24 protein-coding genes and 1 riboswitch are annotated in these 25588 nt (G+C 28.9%); of the genes, 3 read left to right on the forward strand and 21 right to left on the reverse strand.

The genetic code is table 11. The features are described 5' to 3' along the window. Nucleotides 1–26: 26 nt before the first annotated feature. From J2Z25_RS13890 to J2Z25_RS13900, 3 genes are all read right to left on the reverse strand, one after another. Nucleotides 27–911 carry a tocopherol cyclase family protein gene (locus J2Z25_RS13890; protein ID WP_209741029.1) on the reverse strand — a complete coding sequence of 295 codons (885 nt, stop codon included), beginning with the start codon at nt 909–911 and terminating at the stop codon, nt 27–29. Then, entirely contained in the window at nt 901–2343 is a 1443-nt protein-coding gene (locus J2Z25_RS13895) for an FAD-dependent oxidoreductase (RefSeq protein ID WP_209741030.1), read from the reverse strand. The genes J2Z25_RS13890 and J2Z25_RS13895 overlap by 11 nt, the downstream gene beginning before the upstream one ends. Nucleotides 2344–2433: 90 nt before the next feature. Further along, nucleotides 2434–2907 (reverse strand): metal-dependent transcriptional regulator, encoded by a 474-nt coding sequence (locus J2Z25_RS13900; RefSeq protein ID WP_209741031.1) that lies wholly within the window; start codon nt 2905–2907, stop codon nt 2434–2436. Between the two features lie 173 nt (nt 2908–3080). Here J2Z25_RS13900 and J2Z25_RS13905 point away from each other — a divergent pair, with 173 nt between their 5' ends. Next, on the forward strand, nt 3081–3308 hold the full coding sequence (locus J2Z25_RS13905; RefSeq protein WP_008676327.1) for a FeoA family protein: 228 nt from the start codon (nt 3081–3083) through the stop codon (nt 3306–3308). Between the two features lie 21 nt (nt 3309–3329). Continuing rightward, nucleotides 3330–5441, forward strand: coding sequence for a ferrous iron transport protein B (gene feoB, locus J2Z25_RS13910; RefSeq protein ID WP_209741032.1), 2112 nt, complete (start codon nt 3330–3332; stop codon nt 5439–5441). A gap of 117 nt (nt 5442–5558) precedes the next feature. Here the strand turns inward: feoB and J2Z25_RS13915 are convergent, their stop codons facing one another. The 12 genes from J2Z25_RS13915 to J2Z25_RS13970 all read right to left on the reverse strand — a co-directional run bounded on the left by J2Z25_RS13915 (nt 5559) and on the right by J2Z25_RS13970 (nt 19080). Then, on the reverse strand, nt 5559–5831 hold the full coding sequence (locus tag J2Z25_RS13915; RefSeq protein WP_209741033.1) for a hypothetical protein: 273 nt from the start codon (nt 5829–5831) through the stop codon (nt 5559–5561). A gap of 477 nt (nt 5832–6308) precedes the next feature. Beyond that, on the reverse strand, nt 6309–7709 hold the full coding sequence (locus J2Z25_RS13920; protein WP_209741034.1) for an FAD-binding oxidoreductase: 1401 nt from the start codon (nt 7707–7709) through the stop codon (nt 6309–6311). Then, the gene (locus J2Z25_RS13925; RefSeq protein ID WP_209741035.1) at nt 7699–8901 is read right to left on the reverse strand and encodes an electron transfer flavoprotein subunit alpha; all 1203 of its coding nucleotides are present in this window, start codon (nt 8899–8901) and stop codon (nt 7699–7701) included. Before J2Z25_RS13925 ends, J2Z25_RS13920 begins: the two co-directional genes overlap by 11 nt. Before the next feature lie 11 nt (nt 8902–8912). Beyond that, nucleotides 8913–9701 carry an electron transfer flavoprotein subunit beta/FixA family protein gene (locus J2Z25_RS13930; RefSeq protein WP_209741036.1) on the reverse strand — a complete coding sequence of 263 codons (789 nt, stop codon included), beginning with the start codon at nt 9699–9701 and terminating at the stop codon, nt 8913–8915. A 269-nt stretch (nt 9702–9970) separates the two neighbouring features. Beyond that, complete coding sequence (locus J2Z25_RS13935) at nt 9971–10342, reverse strand: rhodanese-like domain-containing protein (protein ID WP_209741037.1); 372 nt, start codon at nt 10340–10342, stop codon at nt 9971–9973. Between the two features lie 203 nt (nt 10343–10545). After that, entirely contained in the window at nt 10546–11112 is a 567-nt protein-coding gene (gene dhaS / locus J2Z25_RS13940; RefSeq protein WP_097034167.1) for a dihydroxyacetone kinase transcriptional activator DhaS, read from the reverse strand. A gap of 135 nt (nt 11113–11247) precedes the next feature. Further along, a complete protein-coding gene (locus tag J2Z25_RS13945; protein WP_209741038.1) occupies nt 11248–12138 on the reverse strand; it encodes an SDR family oxidoreductase in 891 nt (296 codons plus the stop codon). Between the two features lie 224 nt (nt 12139–12362). Next, nucleotides 12363–14357, reverse strand: coding sequence for a methyl-accepting chemotaxis protein (locus J2Z25_RS13950; RefSeq protein ID WP_209741039.1), 1995 nt, complete (start codon nt 14355–14357; stop codon nt 12363–12365). A gap of 187 nt (nt 14358–14544) precedes the next feature. Next, on the reverse strand, nt 14545–15285 hold the full coding sequence (locus tag J2Z25_RS13955) for an amino acid ABC transporter ATP-binding protein (RefSeq protein WP_097033538.1): 741 nt from the start codon (nt 15283–15285) through the stop codon (nt 14545–14547). A 13-nt stretch (nt 15286–15298) separates the two neighbouring features. Next, nucleotides 15299–16075 (reverse strand): amino acid ABC transporter permease, encoded by a 777-nt coding sequence (locus tag J2Z25_RS13960; protein WP_035284828.1) that lies wholly within the window; start codon nt 16073–16075, stop codon nt 15299–15301. 75 nt (nt 16076–16150) lie between these two features. Next, nucleotides 16151–16975 carry a transporter substrate-binding domain-containing protein gene (locus tag J2Z25_RS13965; protein ID WP_209741040.1) on the reverse strand — a complete coding sequence of 275 codons (825 nt, stop codon included), beginning with the start codon at nt 16973–16975 and terminating at the stop codon, nt 16151–16153. A 147-nt stretch (nt 16976–17122) separates the two neighbouring features. After that, a riboswitch (Lysine riboswitch) is annotated at nt 17123–17306 on the reverse strand. Between the two features lie 172 nt (nt 17307–17478). Then, nucleotides 17479–19080, reverse strand: a complete 1602-nt coding sequence (locus tag J2Z25_RS13970; RefSeq protein WP_209741041.1) for an N-acyl-D-amino-acid deacylase family protein — start codon at nt 19078–19080, stop codon at nt 17479–17481. Between the two features lie 254 nt (nt 19081–19334). On the opposite strand from J2Z25_RS13970, the gene J2Z25_RS13975 reads away from it, so the two are divergent. After that, the gene (locus tag J2Z25_RS13975; RefSeq protein WP_008676302.1) at nt 19335–19544 is read left to right on the forward strand and encodes a cold-shock protein; all 210 of its coding nucleotides are present in this window, start codon (nt 19335–19337) and stop codon (nt 19542–19544) included. A 100-nt stretch (nt 19545–19644) separates the two neighbouring features. Here the strand turns inward: J2Z25_RS13975 and J2Z25_RS13980 are convergent, their stop codons facing one another. The 6 genes from J2Z25_RS13980 to pyk all read right to left on the reverse strand — a co-directional run bounded on the left by J2Z25_RS13980 (nt 19645) and on the right by pyk (nt 25509). Further along, the gene (locus J2Z25_RS13980; protein WP_209741042.1) at nt 19645–20211 is read right to left on the reverse strand and encodes a hypothetical protein; all 567 of its coding nucleotides are present in this window, start codon (nt 20209–20211) and stop codon (nt 19645–19647) included. A gap of 21 nt (nt 20212–20232) precedes the next feature. Beyond that, nucleotides 20233–20940: a DUF4367 domain-containing protein gene (locus J2Z25_RS13985; protein ID WP_209741043.1), complete on the reverse strand. Its 708-nt coding sequence runs from the start codon at nt 20938–20940 to the stop codon at nt 20233–20235. After that, the gene (locus J2Z25_RS13990) at nt 20933–21490 is read right to left on the reverse strand and encodes a sigma-70 family RNA polymerase sigma factor (RefSeq protein WP_176494822.1); all 558 of its coding nucleotides are present in this window, start codon (nt 21488–21490) and stop codon (nt 20933–20935) included. Before J2Z25_RS13990 ends, J2Z25_RS13985 begins: the two co-directional genes overlap by 8 nt. A gap of 410 nt (nt 21491–21900) precedes the next feature. Next, nucleotides 21901–22050 (reverse strand): hypothetical protein, encoded by a 150-nt coding sequence (locus tag J2Z25_RS13995; RefSeq protein WP_209741044.1) that lies wholly within the window; start codon nt 22048–22050, stop codon nt 21901–21903. A 205-nt stretch (nt 22051–22255) separates the two neighbouring features. Next, complete coding sequence (gene rlmD, locus J2Z25_RS14000) at nt 22256–23620, reverse strand: 23S rRNA (uracil(1939)-C(5))-methyltransferase RlmD (protein WP_209741045.1); 1365 nt, start codon at nt 23618–23620, stop codon at nt 22256–22258. A gap of 470 nt (nt 23621–24090) precedes the next feature. Further along, nucleotides 24091–25509, reverse strand: coding sequence for a pyruvate kinase (pyk, locus tag J2Z25_RS14005; protein ID WP_195959718.1), 1419 nt, complete (start codon nt 25507–25509; stop codon nt 24091–24093). Nucleotides 25510–25588 lie beyond the last annotated feature (79 nt).

The following is a 25588-nucleotide window of genomic DNA, read 5'->3' on the forward strand; positions in this document are numbered from 1 at the left end:
GACTTAGTATTTACTAAGTCCCTTCTTTATTTAACATACTCGAAGCTTGCTTTTTCACTTTCTAAGTTAAAAATTAACTTATCTTGCTTATAGAATTTAAATCTTGCTCTACATGATATATTTTCATAAATTGTTCTTATCATTTTTCCGCCATCTGGTGCTAATAGTTTTTGAGGATAATTTTCATTTATTTCTATTTCTAATTTATATTTTCCTCTTTTTATAATCAATCCATTTTCATTGTAATTAATTATTTTAACACCATTATAAGTTGCTAGTCTATATTCCTTTTCTTTATATAAAATAGATGCAATACACCCTTTAAATTCAAACCCTAAGAATGGAATATCTGCAATAGAAACCATAATATTTGCCTTTGTATTTTTAAAACTATTACATTGAATCCATAAATATGATTTAGGAAATGACTTTCCTGAGTCCTTCTCAATATACCCTATACCGTCTTTTATTATTATCTCTTCATTATTTATATTCAATTTCCCATTAACTATATGATGTAAACTTATTATTCCATGACTACATTCCATAAAGGGAAATAAAGCAAATGGCCCCATTATATTGCTTTTAATTGTAATAATATTATCATAACTTAACTTACCTTTTATTTTTATATCACTGCTAACTATATTTAATATCAATCCCTTTTTAGAAAATATATTATCTCTTATCTTAATAGTTAACTTATCATAACTTATTGAAAAGTCTTTAAAATCGTACTTTATATTATAGGATTCCTTATTAGTTATCACTTGAATAAATGCATATCTTAATCCATTCTTATCAATATTTATACCTGGAATAAAAGCTATACTATCATCTCCAAATTGTTGTTTAAAATACCAACCTTCAAAAAAGCTTTTCTTATTACTATATGAATTTTTATTCTTCATACCTTAAATCCTTTATAGAAGGTGAATCTAATAAGTTCCCCTTAAAATCAAATCTTGATCCATGACAAGGGCAATCCCAAGATAAATCATCTGCATTCCACTTTAGCTCACATCCTAAATGCGGGCACTTAGTTGAAACTGTATAGACTTTTCCCTCTTTATTCTTATAAACTCCAACCTTCTCTCCATTATAAATAACAATTTCACCTTCGCCATTGTTTACATGTTCTATTGTTTGCATTGGTATATGTATTTTCTGCGCAATAAAGTTATATGCTGTTTCTACTCCATCTTTCGCCAGATTTTTTATAGATGCAGTCATATCAAATCTACTCGGAGAAAATATATCGTTAAAATCATGCTCAACACCAACTATCATATCACTAATAATTATTGATGAAACCATAGATGATGTCATTCCCCATTTATTAAATCCAGTGGCTACATAAACATTTGGCATTTCCTTAGAATAAATACCTATATAAGGAATTCCATCAGAAGTCATACAATCTTGAGCTGACCAACTATATTTTTCTACAGATTCAGGATATAGTTTCTTGGCTAGGTCTCTAAGTTTATCATAAGATCCACCTAATTCATTATCTCCAGTTCTCTTAGAGATTCCCCCCAAAATTAACAAATCCTTATATCGTCTAAATGTATAACCACCATCTTTTTCATCTAAATACATTCCATGAAGAATCTGAGCATCTTTAAGTGCAATTAAATGCTCTCTTTCTTGATGCATTCTCATAAAATAATACCCTGGAGTATTTATTATTGGAAAATGAGTTGCTACAACAATACTTTTAGCTTTTATATTTGCATGATTAGTTATAACAGTATCTTCTTTTATGTCTATAGCTTTGGTATCCTCATAAATAACTAAATCTTTCGCTATATAATTTAAAAATTTTATAGGATTGAATTGCGCTTGATTTTTGAATTTTAAAGCCTTTGCTATTTTAAACGGTAATTCAATTTCATCTACTAATTCAGCATCTATTCCAATCTTTATTGCTGCTTCATATTCATTTTCTATCTTTTTAGGATTATCTAAACTATATACATACGCATCTTCTACTTCAAAATCACAATCTATATTATTACTATCAATTATTTCTTTATATGATTTCATAGCTAATTCATTTGCTTTTGCATATTTTTTTGCATTTTCTTCACCAAATTCTTTTATAAGCTTATCATATATTATATTATGTTGTATTGTTATTTTAGCTGTCGTGTTTTTAGTATTTCCATTTAATATTTTTCCTCTATCTATAACAACAACATCTACACCTCTTTTTTTTAGCATATATGCTGTTAGCAGCCCTGTTATACCAGCTCCAATAACAACTGCTTCTACTTCTATATCTTCCTTTAAATGCTTTCTCTCCTTAATATTATAACTTTCACTCCAAACGGATTTCATAAAAATATCACCTCATCCTTTATTATTCCATTAATTTTAGTAATTAAACAAATTAAGAATAATGTGATTAATAAATTCAACTTTTTATTATTAATTTTTACTCTTTATAAAATTATCATCTAATTTTTCTTTTATATCCGGGTATTTTTCTACCACTTCTATGAAATTTATTATTCTCTCAAAAGTTTCCTTATTTAAAACATGCTCTATTTTTTCAGTTTCTTGTAATAAATACTTTGATACACCCAATATCTTTAGAAACTTTTCTATAGTATTATGTCTATTTAACAAATATTCACCATAACTACTTCCATTTTCAGTCAACTTTACATAACCATATTTCTCATAGTTAGCTAAATTTAATTCATCTAACTTTTTTATCATCTTTGTTATTGAAGCTGGTTTTACATTTAATGCCTTTGATAAATCTCCAACCCTAGTAAACCCCTTATTTTTTGATAATCTATATATCATTTCTATGTAATCTTCCATTGAAGCTGTAATTAATCCACTATCGTTTTTTAAATAGTTATTGAAAGTATAAAATTCTTCACGCTCCTTCATATATACCCCTCCATACCATACCTATCTTTATATTATATTTAACTACCTAATATAAAATTCTTATAAAATTTTATATTTTTGTATCAATATTTATTATTAACTCATAAATTGAACTATAAATAAATTTAGCCTAAGCTAAAAAAATTAGATAAACGAAACTATGGAGGTAATTTATGAAAAACTTATCAGAAATTAAAGTTGGAAGTAGCGTAATTGTAAAAAGAAATAATTCCAAATCATCACTTAAAGAAAGACTATTAGCATTAGGATTAACTCAAGGTGCAATAATAGAGGTGCTTAGAAAAGGCCCTAAAAATAATCTAACAGTCTATAGAATCAGAGGAGCTATGATTGCTTTAAGAAAAGAAGAAGGAGAACTTATTGAAGTTTCCGAACTATAAATTGAAAGAGGTGATTTTCAAATGGGTTTAACAGCTCAAACTAGTAAAATTAATTCTATGAAGGACATTTTTAATATTGGTAAAAAAAATAACCAATATGTAATTGCTTTGGCAGGCAATCCCAATACCGGTAAAAGTACTGTTTTCAATTATTTAACTGGACTTCATCAGCATACTGGAAACTGGCCTGGTAAGACAGTTGTAAATACTCGTGGCGAATTTAGCTACAACGATAATGAGTATATTCTTGTGGACTTACCTGGAACCTATTCACTATTTTCCTCATCTATTGATGAAGAAGTCGCACGGGATTTTATATGTTACGGCAATTATGATGCTGTAGTTGTAGTCACTGATGCAACTTGCTTAGAAAGAAATCTAAATCTTGTTTACCAAATTTCTGAACTAACTAATAACGTTATTACTTGCGTTAACTTGATAGATGAAGCCAAAAAGAAAAACATACAAATTGATAAAGATGGTCTTGAAAATTCCTTAGGAATACCCGTAGTGCTTACCGCTGCAAATAAGGGTATAGGTATGGATAATCTTAAAACCGAAATCGAAAATTTAGCTGTAAAAAAGAAAACTCCAACCCCAAATAAAACTATATATAGTGATGTTATTGAGAATCTCGTTGAACAAGTAGAAAAAAAATTAGAACCCTATGATATTATAAATAAAAGATGGATAGCCTTAAGGCTAATAGATAGTAACTATGATATATTTAAAAAACTCGATGAATTTGATGATAAATTTAACACCATGATAGCAAAGAAACTTCAAGAAGAACTTAATTTAAATATAAATAAAGATAACCTAAGAGAGTATATTTCAGAAATGAATTATAAGCAAGCAAAGACAATAAAAGATAAATTTGTAAAAGAGGATGTAAAAAAAATAAATAGAGACAAAAAAATAGACGATATAATAACTTCAAAGGTATTTGGAATCCCATTAATGTTACTTTTACTTGGAATCGTATTTTGGTTAACTATAGAAGGCGCAAACTATCCTTCACAGCTTTTATCTGACATCCTGTTTTCATTTCAAGATAAATTAACTGAATTATTTAATTTTCTAGGAGCTCCAGATTGGTTACATGGAATTTTAGTTTTAGGCTTATATAGAACTTTAGCTTGGGTTATAGCTGTAATGCTTCCCCCTATGGCTATATTTTTCCCTCTCTTCACTTTACTAGAAGATTCAGGATATTTACCTAGAATAGCCTTTAACTTAGATCATATGTTTAAAAAATGTTGTGCGCATGGTAAACAATGCCTAACTATGTGTATGGGATTCGGATGTAATGCTGCTGGAGTAATAGGATGTAGAATAATAGAATCCCCAAGAGAACGCCTTATAGCAATAATAACTAATAACTTTGTTCCTTGTAATGGTCGCTTCCCTACGTTGATTGCAATAGCCACAGTATTCTTTGCTGTTACATCTAACAACACAATAAATAATATAATTCCATCATTATCTATTACATTTATGGTTATATTAGGTATAGCTATGACTTTATTTGTTTCATTTATTTTATCTAAGACTCTTTTAAAAGGTGTACCTTCAACATTTACACTTGAGCTACCACCATATAGGAAGCCTCAAATAGGCAGAGTATTATATACTTCAATTATAGATAGAACAATATTCGTTTTAAGCAGAGCTGTTCTAGTTGCCGCTCCCGCTGGTGCAATTACATGGATATTAGCCAATATCTATATAGGAGATTTAAGTATAATAAGCCATATAGCCAACTTCTTGCAACCTTTAGGCAACGCCATTGGTCTAGATGGATTTATACTTCTTGCTTTTTTAGTCGGCCTTCCAGCAAACGAAATAGTTCTTCCTGTATTATTAATGGCATACCTAGCTACAGGAACATTAACTGACTTTTCAAGCATAGAATCTCTAAGAGAAATTTTAATAAATAATAATTGGACTTTACTTACTGCTCTAAATACTATGCTATTTAGTTTACTTCATTGGCCTTGTTCAACCACTCTTTGGACAATAAAGAAAGAAACTGGTAGCATTAAATGGACAATACTATCGTTTATAATTCCTACTGCAATAGCCTTTTTGGTATGCTTTTTAACGACATCAGTATATAGATTAGTTGTATAAATATTTTTATCCAATAACTATAAATAGCTTAATGATAAAATACCATTAAGCTATTTATAGTTATTATAATGCTTGGCTTTTAACTAAATATCACAGCTGTATCTTTATTTTAAGCTATTACATTTTCTTCTTTTCCCTACTCTCCACCTTTCCACAACACCCTCCTTCTTTTCTTTTTAAGAACATCATAAGTAACATTATTATCATAATTAAAGGACATATAAAAGGTGCTATTAATCCTAATACCCCACTAACTTTAGGAGAAAATTTATAAACTATTGGTGATAATAATATTATAACTATTGGCAAGGCACAACATAAACTCATATGAAACACATGTCTAAAACAACTACGTTTATAATCATATTTGTCTTTATTATTATGATTCATTCTTAATCCTCCTTAATAAAAATTAATAAATTTTTTTCCTATAATAATATTAATCGTTTTAAATGAAGATTTTATGAATTTACTTCATATTTATAAAATTCGTTTATTAATAATATTTATTTAATCTCCATAATTTCTTCATATTTATATAATATAATTCTCATGTCAACTTAATAGCGGCTTATTAACTCAATTAAATTTAAGCAGTATGAGCTTTTTAAGGAGAAAATCTAATGATAAATTTTCTAAAAATTATATTAAGTAAAAATTACAGAAAAACATACTATAAAAAAGTTTTAAATGATTATAATAGATATAGTATTGAACTAGAAAAAAATATATAGAGCAACTAATGTTATTTAAGTTGATCCCCCTAAGGCTAAAGCCTTATAATTATAAAACAGCAAATTAATTAGGATTATTTTCTAATTAAAATTAAATTGTCTAGTAACAATAGTGTTACTAGACAATTTGATATTAATAGCATACTTTTCCTGGATTTAATATATTCTTAGGATCAAATACTAATTTTATTCCTCTCATAATTTCTATATTTTCCTCACTTAAAGAGTCACTCAAATATTTCTTTTTCGCATATCCTATACCATGCTCTCCAGATACTTGCCCTGATAATTCTTTAGCTTTATCATACATTCTTTTCATTACATCGTTAAGTTTTGTTTGCCATTCATCTTCACTTAAATCATCTTTTAATATATAAACGTGTAAGTTTCCATCTCCAGCATGTCCAAAGCTCTTTATTCTTATTTCATACTCTTCTTGAAGCTTATGAGTAAATTTTACAAAACCAGCAACCTTATTTCTTGGAACTACTACATCTACTTCATCCATTTCAGTTGTAGATGACTTTATAGCTTCTAAAAAAGCTCCTCTTGCAGACCAAATAGCCTCTTGTCTTTCTTCTGTATCTGATATAAATACATCTATAGCTCCTTCATTTAAACATATATCTGCAACCTTTTCATAATTCTTCTCTATTTCCTCTTTTGAGTTACCATCAAAAGTTAATAATAAATAAGCATCTGAACTATGATCTGGGAATTTCTTGCCTAGATATTCTTCCGCTGCAAGTATTACTTCTCCTTGCATAAATTCAATAGCTGTTGGTACTGATTTTGATTTAATTATTTTAGGTACAGTTTCAATTGCATTTTCCAATTCTTTAAATGGTACTAGCAAGCTTATGGACTTCTTAGGTAGTGGTAATAACTTTAATGTTGCTTTAGTTATTATTCCTAATGTTCCCTCTGATCCAATTATTAAATCTTTAATACTATATCCGGAGCTATTTTTAACAACCTTTCCCCCTAGATTTAGAATATCTCCTTTTGGAGTTACAACTTCTAATCCCCTAACGTAATCTCTCGTTACTCCATACTTTACTGCTCTCATCCCGCCTGCATTAGTACTTATATTTCCACCTATTGTGGCTGTCTTTTCCCCTGGATCTGGTGGGTAAAATAAATCATGCTCTTGAACGAACTTTCCTATTTCCATTAGTAAAACTCCTGGCTCTACTGTTAAAGTTAAATTTTCTTCATCTAACTCTAATATGTTATTCATTCCGCTTAAATCTATGATTATTCCGCCATTAAGAGGTACACACGCTCCAACTAACCCAGTTCCAGATCCTCTTGCTGTAACTGGTATATTATTTTCATAAGCATACTTCATGATATTTGACACTTCTTCAGTAGTAGAAACCTTAACTACTATCTCTGGAAACTTTCTAACAAATCCTAATTCATCATGACTATAATCTTCATTTATATTTTCTCCATAAAAAATTCTATCATTATCATTTATTAAGCCTTTTATTTCTTTTATATTTTTTTCTAATACTTTATTATATTGCATGCTCTTCCCCTCCATCTCCCTTAATCTTTTGAATTAACTTAGGAATTATTTCATATATATCTCCTACTATTCCATAGTGTGCAACCTTAAATATTGGTGCCTTTTCATCGTTATTTATAGCAAATATATAATCAGAGTTATTCATACCTGCAGTAAATTGAACTGCTCCAGACACTCCGCATGTTATTATTAGTTTAGCTCTAACAGTTCTTCCACTTAATCCAACTTGCTTACTAGCATCTTCCCATCCAGATTCAATTAATGGCCTTGTAACAGCAACTTCTCCCCCAAGCAAATCTGCTAACTCCCTTATCATACTCATATCTTTTTCTGACTTTATTCCTCTTCCAGCTATAACTAAAACATCAGCTTCTGATATGCTATGCTCTTTCTTTTTATCAACTATACTTTTTACATTAATATTTGAAGATATTTTATTTTTATTAACATCACAAATTATTAATTTTCCTGTAGATTCTTCACTTCTAATAGGCGCAGACATAACCTTATACCTAACTGTAGCTAATTGTGGCCTTGAATTAGGTGTAATTATTTGAGCCATAATATTTCCACCAAAAGCTGGTCTTATTTGTATTAAATCTGTATTTTCCTTTATATCTAAAACTGTACAATCTGCTGTCAAACCAGTTCTATATCTTGCTGCTACTCTTGGTGCTAATGACCTTCCCACAGTAGTTGCTCCAACTAATATAACAGATGGTTTAACTTCATCTATAAAACTCTCAAACATTGCCGTATATGGTTCTATTCTAAAATTGTTTAGACTTTCATCGTCATATACATATACCTTATCTACCCCATAGTGCAATAATTCTTTTGCTTTTCCAGATATATTATGGCCTATAAATATGCAATATACTTCTTGTTTTACTTTACTAGCTAACTCCCTAGCCTTTCCTATAAGTTCAAATGTAACAGGATGTATATCTCCATCAACATGATCCACATATACTGCTATTCCATTCCACTTACTCTTGTCTATCAATACTTTTTCTTCTTCTATATATTCTACAGCACCTTTCGGTCCCTTCTTCACACACAACTTACACATCTTACAATTAGAATTAATATCTAATTTTCCATTAATATTTTCTAAAGCTCCAAATGGACAAATTTTAATAATCTCATCTATATTTATTACTTTATCTTGATTTACAACTAACTTAGACATATATATTCCTCCTAAATAAACTTTAATTCTTTTAGCTTATTAAATATATTTTTACTTATTTCATCTGAATTCTCATTCCATTTTTCATGATATGAATTAGATTCAGGAGGAAAAATTCTTTCAACTTGAGTTGGCGAACCATTCAATCCATATTTATTTTCATCTTTATCTTCAAAATCACTTAATGATATTACTTTAATTTCTCTATCCTTTGATTCTATTTTTTTTCTGTATGAAGGCAATCTTGGCTCAAATATATCCTTTTCTACTGTTAATAAACAAGGATATTTAACCTCAACAATTTCTACTGTATTTGGCATGTCCATCTCAACTGTTATATAATCATTTTCTATTTCTAATATTTTTCTAACATTAGCTACATGTGGAATCCCTAAATACTCAGCTATCTCTGGTCCAACTTGGGCTGTATCTCCATCAGTTGTTTGCTTACCACAAATAATCAAATCAAAATCCCCTGTTTTTCTTATTCCTTGTGATATTGTATATGATGTTGCTAAAACATCTGCACCTGCAAATTTTCTATCTGATATTAACACCCCATTATCAGCTCCCATTGAAAAAGCTTCTCTTATTACCTCCATAGCTTGAGGTGGCCCCATACTTATTACACTTATACTTCCACCCTTTTTTTCTTTAATATTAAAGGCAGTTTCTAATGCATAAAGATCATATGGATTCATCTTTGTATCTATTCCATCTCTTTTTAAGACTCCTGTTTTTTCATCAACTTCAACTTTTGATGTTCCTGGTACCTGCTTGATACAAACTATAGTATTCATATATTCATCTCCCATGATTTATTATGTTTTAAATTCTTCTATATAAATTAAGAAAAATCTATTTTCCAATTTCAATATACATATTTTTGTATATTGAAATATAAATACTATTTATTTTACTTTTAGTAAATAATATTTATATTTTTTATATAATATTCCCCAAATAAATTGTAAACCTTTTAATACACCTTGTCTATAATAGTTATTTTTATAACATATTATAATATAAAGGATATTAGAAAGGTATTAGAAATAATTATAAAAATACTTTATCTAATACCCTTCTTTAATAAATATCTTTTCTTTAACCCACCCCATAAAATCCTACATTTTATTCCAATAAGCCTTGCATATATATAAGTAATAGGGCTTCTTAGTCTTCCTCTTGAGCATGCAATTATAACTTCTTCACTTTTATTATTAGATACTTCTATTAATAGTTCTTTTATTCCTTCTCTATTTTTTATTATACTTTTAACTATAATGAAGATAGCTAATGGATAGAACCTTTTTATTCTTTGATGCTGTTTCTCATTTATTACTGGAATATTATATTGAGTCATATTCATCTCTAAAAATTCTGATTTTGTTCTAACGTCTATAAGCTTTATATTATTAATATCCTCAAATTTTATAAACATTCTCTTCCTCTATATAATAGTTTTTTCTATAATATGTAATACTTTATTCATTGTTCCTATACTTTGATTATTCTATATAATACATACTTAGAAATTAACTAATTTAAAGTATTTAAAAATATAAAAAAGCGATCTATCCATTATGAATAGATCGTTATAAATAATACATCTATAACTATTATTGCAAAATAATTTATAAGTTCTTAAATCATTTGTTGATATCGCTTTAGTGCTATTACAAAATTCCCCTCTATTAACTCTTTTAGTTTCTCTATTAACACCTTAGGGTCTTCCTTCATTCCATCTTTCATCCACTGTATCACCAACCCTGCAAATGCATGAGTATAGAAATCTGCCATGAATTTTTTGTCTTCTATTTTTATGATCATATCACTAGATATTTCATTAATAACTCCCATAAGTAAACCATTTATTACAGAAAAAAGATACATATCTAGGTGAGTTCTACTTAATGAATTCAATGTGTTATAACAAAATTCCTTATTGCCTTCTATATATAAAAATATTTTATAAAAACCATCAATCCATGTATTATAACTTTTATATTCAGCTATACTTTCAATAGCTTCTGTTTTATATATCCACTCTACAAGCTCATATATATCATGAAAATGATAATAGAACGTTTGTCTATTTAAATTGCAATCTTTAACTACATCTTTTACTGATATTTTATGTAATGGAGTTGATCTCATTAATTTTTTCAAAGATTTTGCCAATGATTTTTTAGTTTGTAAAGAACTCGACACTTTTTCATTTCCTCCTAGATGCATCTTTATTTATATTAAAAAAGCTTCGACATAATTCGAAGCATTTTAATGTAATATATCATAAATTATAACATCACTTATATACTACTTCAACTTTATTAGTAAAGCTGTAATTTAACTTTCCACCATCGTTCCCCCATTTACATGAATAACTTGTCCAGTCACATAACTTGAATCGTCAGATGCTAAATATACATACGCTGGAGCTAATTCATATGGCTCACCAGCTCTTTTCATTGGAGTATCTGAACCAAATGTAGCTACTTCTTCTGATGAAAAGCTCGACACTATTAACGGAGTCCAAATTGGTCCTGGAGCTACCCCATTAACTCTTATTCCTTTATCCACTAGAGATTGAGATAATGACCTAGTAAAAGCTGTTATTGCTCCTTTTGTAGCTGAATAATCTATGAGCTCTTTATGCCCTTGATATGCTGTAACAGATGTAGTATTTATAATAGAGCTTCCTCTTTTTAAATACGGTAATGCCGCTTTAGTTAAATAAAACATAGGAAAAACATTAACTTTAAAAGTTAGCTCTAACTGCTCAGCTGTTATATCCTCTATACTTTTTTGCGGAAATTGAACGCCAGCATTATTTACTAATATGTCCACTTTACCAAATCTCTCAATTGTTCTTTCTACAATTTCCTTGCAAAAACTCTCCTCACTAATATCTCCTTCTAAATTTAAACACTCACTACCATATTTCTCTATATATTCTTTAGTTTCTTCTGCATCTTCTTTTTCATATAAATATACTATTACTATTTCTGCCCCTTCTTTTGCAAAAGCAACTGCTGTAGCTCTTCCAATTCCACTATCACCACCTGTTATTATCGCAACCTTATCCTTCAACTTTCCACAACCCATATAATTAGGATTATCAAATATGGGTCTTGGATTCATTATTGACTCTATTCCTGGTTGAACATCTTGATGTTGTGGTGGAAAACTTCTAACTTCACTATCATTTCTCATGTTACCTATATAAAATGAATTCATGCAACCCTCCAGATTTATTTATTACAATATTTATACTATGAATTATTTAAAATATGGTTCCATGTACAAATTTCTTGTAAATATTGTGTATTATTGTCTTTACTCTATATTTTGAAATAAAAAAGGCACAGTCTCAGAAATCTATTTAATATAAAATTTATTCAATTTCAAGTAAGCTTTATTTCCTTAAAAAGTGGCTCACGTTTCGTGAACCACTTTTTAAATTACATTTTAAATTTCTTGATTAAATTATTTAATATTTCTGAGTAATCTTTTAATGTTTCTGCTTCTCCAGCCATCTCCTGCAACCCAGATGACTGCTCTTCTGAAGCAGCACTCACTTCTTCTGTAATTGCTGCTGTTTCCTGTGACACAGCAGCTACCTCTGAAATTTTATAAACCACAGTATCCTTACTTTGTGTTATCTTATCTAAAGAATAAGTAACCTCTTTTATATTTTCTTCTAATTCATTTATATTATTATCTATTACTCCAAATTTCTCTTTTGTTTTTAATAAACTCGCTTGAGTATCATCGTTTAATTTTCTAGTTGTTACTGTGTCTTCATAAATCTCTTTTATATTTCCTTTTATTTCTCCTATAACACTATTTATTTCTGTAGCTGACTTTGCTGATTCTTCTGCAAGCTTTCTTACTTCTTCAGCTACAACAGCAAATCCTCTCCCAACTTCACCAGCCCTTGCAGCCTCTATGCTTGCATTTAATGCCAAAAGGTTTGTTTGTTCAGTAATTGACTTAATTGCATCAATTATAATTCCAATTTCTTCAGATTTAGTTGATAGCATATCAACCTTTAAAGCCATATTCTCACTTGCTTCTTTATTTTTTTCATATATCTCACTTAAATTTTCTATTGCAACTATTCCTTCAGTAGAAGATATTTTAACTTCCTTTGAAGTATTTAGCATCCTATCTGAGCTTTCTATTGACCTATTTACTTCATCCTCTAATTCTCCAACTACTCTTACACCTTCATCTAATTGGGCTGCTTGATTTGTAGCCCCCTCTGCTATTTGTTGAACAGATTTTGCTACTTCTTCTCCTACATTACTTGATTCTGAAATAATACCAAATAAAGTTTCAGAGCCACAATTTACTTTTTCCGATGCTTCCTTCACTCCAGATAATAATACTCCCATATCCTCTATTAGAGTATTTAATCCATTAATCATTGAATCTATTTCCTTATTATAATGGATCTTACTTTCTACCTTTTCTGTAAAATCTCCATTTTTTATCTTATTTAATACATCTACAACTTGTCTTATTGGTTTAGTTAATTTACCTGTATATATTTTTGAAGATATAATTACAAGTATTACAATAGATATAAATACTATTATTGATAATATAAGATCCTCCACATATGATTTTATAAGCTCACTAACTGGAATAAAAGCAGCCATATTTAATCCGCTCTCACTTTCTATAGATCTATAGCTTAGATAAGTTATTCCATCCAATTTCAAATATTCACTAGTGTTATTTTCAATATTAACTACCTTTTCTATCCAAGGAATATCCTTGGCATTTTTTCCAATTAAGCTAGAATCATTATTTGCAATAATAGTTCCATCCTTACTAAATATAGTCGTAAATGCTCCTTCTCCTAAATCGATATTTCTAACTATCTCAGATAATTTTTCTAAATTTTTATCTATTGCTATTACTCCTTGGAGTTCTCCTATATCATTAAATACAGCCCTAGAATAAGTAACTACAATCCTCTTATTAAGTGCATCTTCGTAAGGCTCTGACATTATAACTTCTGATGGGTTATTTACAGCTTTTTTGTACCATTCTCTATTTCTCGGATCATAATCACTTCCCATATCTTCATAAGGGGATAATAAAAACTTTCCATCCTCACTTCCAATATATGCTGAAACAACATCATCATTTACTTTAGTATAATTTTGTAAAGTTTTTTCAAACCATAATGCTTCATTATTTTTATTTTCTTTTATTCCTTTAGCATTAGCATCTAATGCTAAATAATCAACATCTCTATCACTATTTAAATGAATATTTACTAATTCCTCATTTAATAAATTAATACTACTTTTAATTGCTGAATCTGTAAATTCATTAATACTTTTATTAAGTGAATAAAAATTTGCTATAAAAATTACTATTATTGGTATTATTGATGTGAAAATTAAAAGTTGAATTATTTCCTTCTTTATTGTCTTTTTCATATTCCTTTTATCCCCCTTATACACAAACTTTATTTTATTCTATATAATTAAGTTATCGTATTTTTTTATTCTAAATTTAGATAAAAGATGATAAATTTTATCATTTAATATATGTATTTTATTTGCATTTTTAAATCTATTTTAAAAATAAGGAAAACTACTATCAAATTTTTGATAGTAGTTTTCTTTAGATATTATTTAACGTACGTTTTAAAAATTCACGTGTGCGTTCTTTTACTGGATTATTAAATATTTGCTCTGGAGTTCCTTCTTCTTCAATAATACCATTGTTCATAAACACTACACGATCAGATACTTCTTTTGCAAATCCCATCTCATGTGTTACAACTAACATTGTAAGACCAGTTTCAGCAAGCTCTTTCATAACTTTAAGAACTTCTCCTACCATTTCTGGATCAAGAGCTGATGTTGGCTCATCAAAAAGAATAACATCCGGTTCCATCGATAAAGCCCTTGCTATAGCAACACGTTGTTTCTGACCACCTGATAATTGTTTAGGCTTAGCATTAATAAAATTTCCCATTCCGACAACATCTAAATATTTCATAGCAACTTTTTCGGCTTCTTCTTTTGATCTATTTAGGACTTTCATTTGTCCAACTACACAGTTACTTAATACATTATGATTATTAAATAAATTAAACTGCTGAAAAACCATTCCTAGCTTAGTTCTATATTTATATATATTGTGATTATCATCTAAAATATTTTCTCCATTATATATTATTTCACCACCAGTTGGTTTCTCTAAAATATTAATACAACGTAATAATGTTGATTTTCCTGATCCAGAAGAACCTATTATACAAACAACTTCTCCTTTATCTACTGAAAAGTTAATATCCTTTAATACTTCGTGAGATCCAAAAGATTTATTTAAATGCTTTATATCAATTACTTTTTTCATAACTTTTCCTCCATTACGCCACTACATTGTCTTTTGATTTACGCAACATATCTTCAGGTCTTTCTACTTGCATTTGATTTCCTGCCATAATATAATTATCTGGCCCATCTAGCTTTCTTTCTATTGCTCTTAATATTCTAGTTACTGTATAAGTCATTATGAAATAAATAAAACATGCAACAAAGAAAGATTCAAAATATCTGAAGTTATTTCCCGCAATTGATTTAGTTTGGAAAAATAACTCAGAAACAGAAATTACATTAAGAACTGATGTATCTTTAATATTAATTACAAATTCATTGCCTGTTGCTGGTAAAATGTTACGAATTACTTGTGGTAATACTACATTAATCATCGTTTGAGAATGAGTCATTCCAATAGCTTGAGCTGCTTCAAATTGTCCCTTATCTACTGATACTATACCACCTCTTACTATTTCTGACATATATGCACCTGTATTAATAGATACTATAAATAATGCTGCTACTATTTTATTTATATCTATTCCTAAAAATTGTGCAGACCCATAATAAATTACCATAGCTTGTACAATCATAGGCGTTCCTCTAAAGAATTCTATATAAATAGAAAGAATTATATTTATTATTTTAAGAAATACTTTCTTTATACCCCTCTCTGGAACAGGAATTGTTCTTATAACACCAACTAATAAACCTATTAAAGTTCCTATCAAGGTTCCTATTATGGAAATTAAAAGTGTCATACCTGCCCCTCGTAAGAACATCGGTAAATTATCTTGAAGTATTTTTATTATCCATTCAATACTCATTTCAATCCTCCTAAAATAAAAGCAAGTTGTAAGTTTAGAATGGGTTATTATATTTTATAACCCATTCTATAAAATTTATTGAGCTGCTGGTTGATTCTTAACAGCTTCTGCCATTATATTCACTTGCTCTTCTTCTGATATTCCTGATAAAATTTCATTTATTTTTTCAGTTAAATCACTGTTTTTATTAATTCCCACTGCTGTTTGTGTATCCTCTGGATTTGTAACAAATCCATTTTCAAGTTCAATCATTTTGAAGTTTGAATTTGCAGCTTGAGCACTTGTAGCATCTGGCTTTTCTGATACATATGCATCAATTACTCCTGATTCAAGTGCAACTCTCATTGCTGGAAAGTTATCCATAGCTTCTTGTTTCTTTACGCCTTCAATTTGATCTATTACTGAATAATGGAATGTATTTAATTGAGCAGTAACTTTCGCTCCATTAAAATCTGCTAGACTTTTAGCATTTGTATATTTCCCATTGTTTTTAACTACCATAACTAATTGTGATTGATAATAGTTATTTGAAAAATCAATTGTTTCCTTACGATCTTCTGTAGGAGACATCCCTGCAATAATTGCATCTATTTTTCCTGAAGTTAATGCAGGCACCAGTCCGTCCCACTCAGTTTTAACAATTACTAATTCTTTGCCTAGCCCTTCTGCTATTTTCTTTGCAATTTCAACATCATATCCACCTGCGTACTCTGAACTTCCTTCTATTTTTACTGCTCCATTTGAATCATCCATTTGTGTCCAATTAAATGGCGGATACCCAGCTTCCATGCCTACCCTAAATACATTTTCATTTTTTGCTGACTTTCCTGAGCCACAACCTGTTAGTATTAGTATTGCTACTAATGATAGTGAAATTAATAGTGATAATTTTTTCTTCATATTGAATCCTCTCCTTTTTTATAATAAAAAAACCAACCCTTAATTCTTGGGTTGGTGCTATCTTAAATATTCAGATAAGATTCTATAAAAAATACCTGAGCAAAGCTCAGGTCCAATCTTACAGATAACCTAATCCTCATCTTTCCCATTTGAGATAGCACAACTTAATAAACCGGGAAGTTTATTAAGACAGTCCTGCAACTCTTAATTGCAGACCCAGCAAGTAATACTGAGAAATATTACAAGCTTCGGCAAAATTTCCTTCTCAATAGTTTCATCACCTTCTCAAGCTCCACTAAAGACTGTTAAATTTTGCGCCTCTACCCCACATATAAAAGTGAGGCATTTATTAAATTTTAAATATAGTTTATACCCTTTTCATATATCTGTCAATACATATATTAAATTACATTTCAAAATATTATAAAAACTAATACAAATAAACAGGATACAAAATGCTCTATAGTATTTGAATATATATAATCATCTACTATAAAATAGTTTTATTTTTTGATTATATTCCCATTTTTATTGTCTAGTATTAACTCATTATCCATAGATAACTTTCCATTAATTATCACATATTTTATTCCTTTAGGACTCTTAGATTTAATAATATAGTCTTCATACCCAACTATATTATTAAAATCAAATATAGTTATATCTGCATTTTTCCCTTCTCTTAACACTCCTATCTGTTTTAATCCTAAGGTTTTTGCTGGTAATAAGGTGCACTTATAAATTCCTTCTTCTAAAGTTAGCGCTTTTTTACCTCTAACATATTTACTTATAAATAATGGATAGTTTCCATATAATCTAGGATGTGGGTCTCCAGCGGGAATACTATCTGAACCAATCATTCCAAGAGGATGTTTTATAAGCTTTATGGTATCCTCTTCTGAAAAAATATTTAATGTTACTATTCCAACCCCGCCTTCTTCAGATATAAGTAACTTAGCAATAAAATTAACTGGATGAATATTTTGTTCTCTTGCTAACTCTTCAACTGTTCTACCCATATACTTCAAGTTTTCTTCTTTATTTAATGATGTTATTAGTATTCCATCCCAAGTAGCAATAGCACTATAATTATCCCATCCCTCATAATTAGTATCTAAATCTTCAAGTTCCTTCTTTATATTTTCTATAACTTCATTGTCCTTAAGCATATCTAACATGGCTTCATTTCCTTTTTCAGTTATCCATGGTGGTAGAAGCTGAGTCATTAAAGTACTTCCTGAAGTATAAAGATGCTCATCAAAAGTAATATTAATTCCATCTTTTATGGCATTATCAACTAAATTAATTAATTTATCTGCAATACATCCAAGCTCCTTTGAATCATAAGACCTCATATGAGATATATGAATCTTTACCCCTGAAACCTTAGATACATCAATTACTTCATTTATAGCTTTTATTATGTTTCTATCATGATTTCTTACATGAACCATAACTATACCATTGTATTTTTCAATAACCTTACATAACTCTATTAATTCCTCTCTCCCACTATAAATTCCGGGCATATATTGAAGGCCCAAAGACATGCCTATAACCCCTTGCTTCATTGCATCTTCAATTAAGACACACATTTCTTTAATTTCATAATTTGAAGCTTCTGAAGGATTAAATCCCATTACTTTAGCCCTAATTGCTCCATGCGATATAAGTACTGCATAATTATTTTTTATCCCTTTTCCACTTATCTTTTTAAAATAATCATTAACATCCCTAAAATCAAATTTTATATTAGGACATCCTACAACTCCTTTTATATAATTTTTCCAAAGCTTACTTTCATCTTCTATACAAGGTATAACACCTAATCCACATTGTCCTACTAATTCCGTAGTAACACCTTGCCTTATTTTAAGACTTTGCATATCTTTATCCATAAAAGGAATTAAATCATTATGACTATGAACATCTATAAATCCTGGTGAAACTACAAGTCCATCTGCATCTATAATCTTCTTGGAATCATCATTTATATTGCTTTGAATTTTAACTATTTTTCCGTCTCTAATTCCTAAGTCCATAATATAAGCGGGATTTCCTGTTCCATCTACTATTAATCCATTTTTTATTAAGATATCTAACACTTTTAACATCTCCCCTAATAAATTCTCAATATCTTTTTTATAAATCTCCTTATATTATAGTCCTTTATTTTTAATTCTTCATTTTATTAATTATCTATATTTACCCATAAATTGGCTAACTTCCCCTTATTATTGATATAGGCATGAAATAGTAGATGTTTTTACAAATTTACAAAAAATATTTCATTTTAAAGTTTAAAATATATTTTTTTATAGATACTATGTAATGATAATTAAATTAATGGAGGTTTTTTATGTCTAAATATACTGGAACAGTAAAGTGGTATAGCATGGAAAAAGGATATGGTTTCATTTCATGTAATGAAGGAAATGATGTTTTCGTTCATCATTCTCAAATTAAAGAGAAAGGCCCTGAAAAAGATCTTCACGAAGGAGAGAACATAACTTTTGATATACAAGAAAATGAAAAAGGCCCTATGGCCGTAAATGTACAAAAATTATAATTTATAAAAAGCACCTCTTATGAGATGCTTTTTATCTTTAAATCTTTTTGCTCATTATAAATATTGGCAACAAAAAATTACTACCGCCATCCCTTTAAAATCATCTTCTAAAGCTAACTTTTCTCTTTCTAGATAAAATAGCAACTCCACCAAGTGCACCAACCGTTAATACTAACCCTAGCACAATAAATCCATTATATTTATTCTCGTTTACCTTAATATCATTTGAGGTATAAAGTTCGGCATCTTGAACATTATCTTCGCTACTTGTTATTTTAAACTCAGCATCAGTATTACTATCTTCATTTGCTATTGGTATTGCTTGTTCCCCTTCAACAACATTAATCATATCTCTACCAAGAATATTATATAGATGCTCAGCATTTTCTTCATTGTAAGGCTCTATTCTAACCTCAACAAAGTTACCAACTATGCTAGTACTTATTACATTAAAGCCTTTATCAATAATTTCCTTACTATTGTTATTAAAAATAATCTCATCAATTTCTTCTTGCTTTTTAACTAAGTTTTCATCTACAACAGCGATTTGCATAATTTGATCTCCAGATTTATTATCTTCAGCTGTTTCAGCGAAAACCACATTTGATGATAATACTGTTATAACTATTCCCAAAATAATAGCCCTTATAATTTTAAATTTTTTCATAAAAATCCCGCCTCCAATTTATTATTTCATAGATCTTGCAATCTTAATTGCTTCTTCTTGTGTTATTAATCCTATAATTGAATATTGGACTTCATTTTTAAACCAATGTAAATCAGTATTAATGCTATCCTCATTTTCCATATCTATTGATGCATTTGACTTTAACAATCCTATACTTCCATTAATATCAACTTTCTCATAATTATCAAATTCACTTTCTATTTGAGTCTTTTCTTGAATAATAATAAATGACTGATCCCCAGAAAAATAACTAATAACAATTTTAGATGCCTTTTCTTCCTCAAAACCTGAAGCGTTAATTTGTTCAAGCTTATAGTCTTGTGGAATATAAGTAGGTATAATAAAAGAGCTTCCAAAATCTATTTTTGCATCATCAAGTGTACCTATAGCCCACTTTTTCTCCTCCTTAGTACTTAGTATATTATTACCAAAACTCTCCAGAATTGACTCACTATGCTCACCGTTCATCATAATATTATTCGTGAAACCTTCATCTTGATTTTCTTTATTTTCTAGCTTTAGAATATGATATATATTTATGATTCCAAGAATTAATATAAAGCATGCAGCTGGTATTAGTAATTTACTGATTGAAATATTCTTTTTATTTGCATATTTTATCAAAGTCTTTTGCTTAAGTTCTTCATTAACTTTTATATCTCTCATAATATCATCTGCTATATTTTTAAAGTCTTTTATCTTATTCACTTAAGTCAATCCTCCCTCCTAACCTGGTTTTAAGTATCTCTCTCGCTCTGTGTAGTCTACTTCTTACAGTTCCTTCAGCAACATTCAAAATTTTACTTATTTCTGTTGTATTACAATCCTGATAGTAATAAAGTATAATAACCTCTTTAAACCGCTGTGATAGGGATATTACTTCTTCAAATAAAATTTTATTCTCTTCTATTTTAATAATTCTATTTTCAATTCCTATAATTATTTTTTTATCTTTTAACTTATCCGTAAGCAACACTCTCTTAAACCATGAACCGCGTAGCATATCTTTACATACATTAATTGTTATTCTAATAATCCAAGTTTTTTCACTGCTTTCCCCTTTAAAACTTTCAAGCTTATTAAAAACCTTAATAAACACTTCTTGGAAAGCATCCTCAGCATTCTGTAGATTTCTCAGATACATATATGATGTCCTTAGCACATCATTGCCATAAGTATCCATTAATCTTTGCATTTCTTTTTCTATATTCTGTTCTTTAACCGATTTCTTCTCCTCTGGTACCAAAAGGAAATCCATAAGTTACCTCCTCTCTTATGGCGCGCTTACACCTATTAGACGTATCAAATTGTTTTTTCGCTCCCTGTTTTTAGTTAATATTTATAAAGCCACCAGTCTAGGAGTAGTCCCCTAAATTGATGGCTATAACTAATTATCTAATATTCTTCACAATACAAAAGTCTAAGCAAGTCCTTTTAATATATTTCCTCTCTTACAATAGCAAAAATTCCATTACCACCGACTTATACAAAATCATTATCTAAATACATTTTTAATGGATCATGATTATTTTCAGCGTTAGCTTTACCTATTGACTTAGGATAAGCCTTAATTATATTATAATAATTTTCTTTAAAATCATTTATAGCATTTTGTGGCTATCCCTTTCCCTCTATATTCTGGTGTAGCAATAAAACAAACTATTGAGCCTATCTTATAAATATTACCTTCAATATCAAGTCTTTGCCTGCCTCTCTATTTTTTCTGCTTTTTTCCTTTTCTATTCCTTTCCCTAACAATAGCAATGATAAAATCTTGGTTAATAAATATATGTCAAATTCTACTTTTAATCTTATCATTACTATATTCCATAACTCCCATACTTTCAATAATAATCAGATTTTCCTAAAAATCCCCACTTTTAAACAACGTACTAAGTTTTCCCCCTCATATTAACTAAATATAACTTTAAGTATATCCTTAATACCTATTATATAAAATTTAAAAGGTCATCAATTTAAGAATATATCTTATAAATTGAAGACCTTATTTATTAAAAATTAATTATTTATTTTTCAACAAAGCTACACATTCAACATGACTTGTATGTGGAAACATATCAACAGGCTGCACTTTTGCTGTTTTATATCCTTTTTCCTCTAATATTTTCAAATCCCTAGCTAAGGTACTAGGATCACAGGAAACATAAACAACTCTATTAGGTTTAGCATCACCTATCGCTTCTAATAATTTTATATCGCATCCTTTTCGTGGTGGGTCAACAACTATAACTTCTGCTATAATTCCTTTATCAATTAAATCTGGGATTATCTCTTCTGATTTTCCCACAAAAAATTCTGCATTTTTAACATTATTAATCTTTGCATTTTCATTAGCATTATCTATAGCTGCTTTTATTATTTCTACTCCATAAACTTTTTTTGCTTTTTGAGAAAGAAATAACGTAATTGTTCCTGTACCACAATATGCATCAAAAACAACTTCCTCTCCTGTTAAGCCTGCATACTCTAATGCTTTTGAGTATAATACTTCTGTTTGCTTTGGATTAACTTGAAAAAATGAAAGAGGTGATATATTAAATTTAAATTCATCTATATAATCTGTTATTGTATCTTCTCCCCATAAGGTTATGCACTTTTCTCCCAAAATTACATTTGTATCTGCTTCATTAACATTTTGTATAATGCTTTTTATACCATTAACATTTTCTTTTATAAGTTCTACAAAATCATTTATGTGTCTTACATTATTTTTCGTTGTTACTAATACAACCATAACTTCATTTGTTTTAAATCCCCTACGTATCATTATATGTCTTACTAATCCTTGAGGATTAAATTTTCCATCTATACTCGCAGGAGATATATTATACTTTTCCATCCATTCTCTAGCTATTCTAGTCACTTCATCAGCTATATTATCTTGAATTAAGCATGTATCTAAATCTATTATATCATGACTTCTTGGTGCATAAAAACCAATTGAAAGCTTTCCCTTAACCATTCCGACAGGTAATTGAACTTTATTTCTATATCTTTCTGGTGTATCCATACCTATAGGGTAATTAACAATATCTTTTGATAATCCAGCTATTTTATATATGCAATCTTTAACTCTTTCATATTTATAATCTAATTGCTTTTTATAATTCATATGCTGAATAGAACATCCGCCACATCTTTTATAATTTTTACATTTTGGCTCTACTCTCTCTTTAGAAGGTTCTATAACTTCTAAAAGTTTACCATATGCAAAACTTTTTTTTGCTTTAACTATTAGAACTCTTACCTTTTCCCCAAGTATAGCTCCTTCTATAAATATAGGATATCCATCTATTTTAGCTATTCCTTCTCCTTCATATCCTACGCCTATTATATCTAATATATATTCATTATTTTTTTCAATCAAAATAATCACCTCTTAAAATCTTATATATAAAATTTTAACTATTCTCTAAAGTTTCACCTTATAATAGCATAAAAATATGTAAAATACAAAAGGTGCATATTTCTAATATATTCTTTAAGATAATATACACCTAGACTTTTAAATAAATTATATGCATAATATTTGATAAATCATATATTTATTTTATGGCAAAAAAAATGGCATCACAAGATGCCTAAGTCAGAATTAGTTGCCATTTAATTCCATTTAATATTATTACAATATTTATATAATAATATACATTATAACTTAAATATTATCAATATAATTATTAACATTTTGTTAATTATCTATTTTTTAACTATATTTATACCATTTTAACACTAAATATTAACCAATATATAACTTTACTTAAATTAATTGATATTTATTATCATTTAATTTGGTTTTGTTTAAAAACTAAAAAAGAAGCCAAAAGGCTTCTTTTTTTATTATTCTACTACGCTTATCTTTAATAAGTTAGTAGCTCCTATCTTATCTACAGGGACTCCAGCAGCAATTACAACTGTATCACCTGTTTTAACAAATCCATTAGCTTCCGCAACTTTAACTGATTCTTCCATCATATGATCAGTTGATTGCATTTGTCCTGAAACAACTGGATAAACGCCAAAGCATAACGCTAACTTCTTAGCCACTTTTTCATCTGGAGTTACAGCAACTATTGGGCAATCTGGTCTGCATTGAGATAATCTTCCTGCAGTTGCTCCACTTTGAGTAGATGTTATTATAGCTGAGGCCTTTAATTCATAAGCAGCATTTGCAGCAGCTCTTGAAATAACTCCTGCTATAGCAGGTATATGTTTCTTAGCTCTTGAAGTAGCTATTTCATAATCTAATTGTTTTTCTGCTTCTATTGCTATCTTAGCCATAGTTTGAACAGCTTCTACTGGCCAATCTCCATTTGCTGATTCTCCTGATAACATTATAGCATCTGTTCCATCATATATAGCATTAGCAACATCAGATACTTCTGCTCTTGTTGGTCTTGGATTTCTTATCATAGAATCTAGCATTTGTGTAGCAGTTATAACTGGTTTACCTGCATTGTTACATTTTTCTATTATCATTTTTTGAACTGCTGGTAAATTTTCCATAGGAATTTCTACTCCTAGATCTCCTCTAGCAACCATTATTCCATCAGAAGCTTCTAATATAGCATCTATATTATCTACACCCTCTTGATTTTCTATCTTTGAGAATATTTGAATGTGTTCTCCACCATTTTCAACTAATACTTTTCTTATAGCTTCTACATCTGATGCTTTTCTTATAAATGATGCAGCAACTAAATTAACTCCAATTTCACAACCGAATTTTAAATCAGCTATATCTTTTTCAGTTAATGCTGGTAATTTTATTGAAACTCCTGGAACATTAACTCCTTTATGAGTTCCTACAAAACCTGTATTCATAACTTTACAGCTAATCTTATTTCCTTCAATAGATTGAACTTCTAAACCAACTAAACCATCATCTATTAATATAACATTACCTGGTTTAACGTCATTTGCTAATCCTTCGTATGTAACTGTACATTGAGTTGTATCTCCAATTACATCTCCGCCTGCATATATTACAAAATCATCACCTGATTTTAATTCTACTTTCTTTGGCTCAAATTTTCCAGTTCTTATTTCTGGTCCTTTAGTATCTAGCATTATTGCTATTTCTTTATTGTGTTTTTTAGCTAAATCCTTAACTAAATTTATTCTTTCTGCATGTTCTGCATGATCTCCATGTGAGAAATTGTGTCTTGATGCATTCATTCCTGCTTCAATTATTTTTGATAATATTTCTGGATTTTCACTAGCTGGACCAATAGTACAAATCATCTTAGTTTTTCTCATGTAATAACACTCCTTTAATTTAAGTATATATTTTATTTTAGCTTAGTAAAATATTATTAATATATTTATATAGTTGAGT

It is taken from the genome of Clostridium tertium (assembly GCF_017873245.1).
Classification (GTDB): domain Bacteria; phylum Bacillota; class Clostridia; order Clostridiales; family Clostridiaceae; genus Clostridium; species Clostridium tertium.

Excerpts from the sequence above, each read along its gene's own strand:
- J2Z25_RS13990 (WP_176494822.1), bottom strand. The coding sequence starts at position 21,490 with ATGGATTTCCTTTTGGTACCAGAGGAGAAGAAATCGGTTAAAGAACAG.
- J2Z25_RS13890 (WP_209741029.1), bottom strand. The coding sequence starts at position 911 with ATGAAGAATAAAAATTCATATAGTAATAAGAAAAGCTTTTTTGAAGGT.
- J2Z25_RS13915 (WP_209741033.1), bottom strand. The coding sequence starts at position 5,831 with ATGAATCATAATAATAAAGACAAATATGATTATAAACGTAGTTGTTTT.
- J2Z25_RS13945 (WP_209741038.1), bottom strand. The coding sequence starts at position 12,138 with ATGAATTCATTTTATATAGGTAACATGAGAAATGATAGTGAAGTTAGA.
- J2Z25_RS13920 (WP_209741034.1), bottom strand. The coding sequence starts at position 7,709 with ATGCAATATAATAAAGTATTAGAAAAAAATATAAAAGAAATAAAAGGC.
- J2Z25_RS13930 (WP_209741036.1), bottom strand. The coding sequence starts at position 9,701 with ATGAATACTATAGTTTGTATCAAGCAGGTACCAGGAACATCAAAAGTT.
- J2Z25_RS13900 (WP_209741031.1), bottom strand. The coding sequence starts at position 2,907 with ATGAAGGAGCGTGAAGAATTTTATACTTTCAATAACTATTTAAAAAAC.
- J2Z25_RS13950 (WP_209741039.1), bottom strand. The coding sequence starts at position 14,357 with ATGAAAAAGACAATAAAGAAGGAAATAATTCAACTTTTAATTTTCACA.
- J2Z25_RS13955 (WP_097033538.1), bottom strand. The coding sequence starts at position 15,285 with ATGAAAAAAGTAATTGATATAAAGCATTTAAATAAATCTTTTGGATCT.
- J2Z25_RS13995 (WP_209741044.1), bottom strand. The coding sequence starts at position 22,050 with ATGATAAGATTAAAAGTAGAATTTGACATATATTTATTAACCAAGATT.
- J2Z25_RS13935 (WP_209741037.1), bottom strand. The coding sequence starts at position 10,342 with ATGTTTATAAAATTTGAGGATATTAATAATATAAAGCTTATAGACGTT.
- J2Z25_RS13895 (WP_209741030.1), bottom strand. The coding sequence starts at position 2,343 with ATGAAATCCGTTTGGAGTGAAAGTTATAATATTAAGGAGAGAAAGCAT.
- J2Z25_RS13960 (WP_035284828.1), bottom strand. The coding sequence starts at position 16,075 with ATGAGTATTGAATGGATAATAAAAATACTTCAAGATAATTTACCGATG.
- J2Z25_RS13925 (WP_209741035.1), bottom strand. The coding sequence starts at position 8,901 with ATGTCTAAGTTAGTTGTAAATCAAGATAAAGTAATAAATATAGATGAG.
- feoB (WP_209741032.1), top strand. The coding sequence starts at position 3,330 with ATGGGTTTAACAGCTCAAACTAGTAAAATTAATTCTATGAAGGACATT.
- J2Z25_RS13975 (WP_008676302.1), top strand. The coding sequence starts at position 19,335 with ATGTCTAAATATACTGGAACAGTAAAGTGGTATAGCATGGAAAAAGGA.
- J2Z25_RS13905 (WP_008676327.1), top strand. The coding sequence starts at position 3,081 with ATGAAAAACTTATCAGAAATTAAAGTTGGAAGTAGCGTAATTGTAAAA.
- J2Z25_RS13980 (WP_209741042.1), bottom strand. The coding sequence starts at position 20,211 with ATGAAAAAATTTAAAATTATAAGGGCTATTATTTTGGGAATAGTTATA.
- J2Z25_RS13965 (WP_209741040.1), bottom strand. The coding sequence starts at position 16,975 with ATGAAGAAAAAATTATCACTATTAATTTCACTATCATTAGTAGCAATA.
- pyk (WP_195959718.1), bottom strand. The coding sequence starts at position 25,509 with ATGAGAAAAACTAAGATGATTTGTACTATTGGTCCAGCTAGTGAAAAT.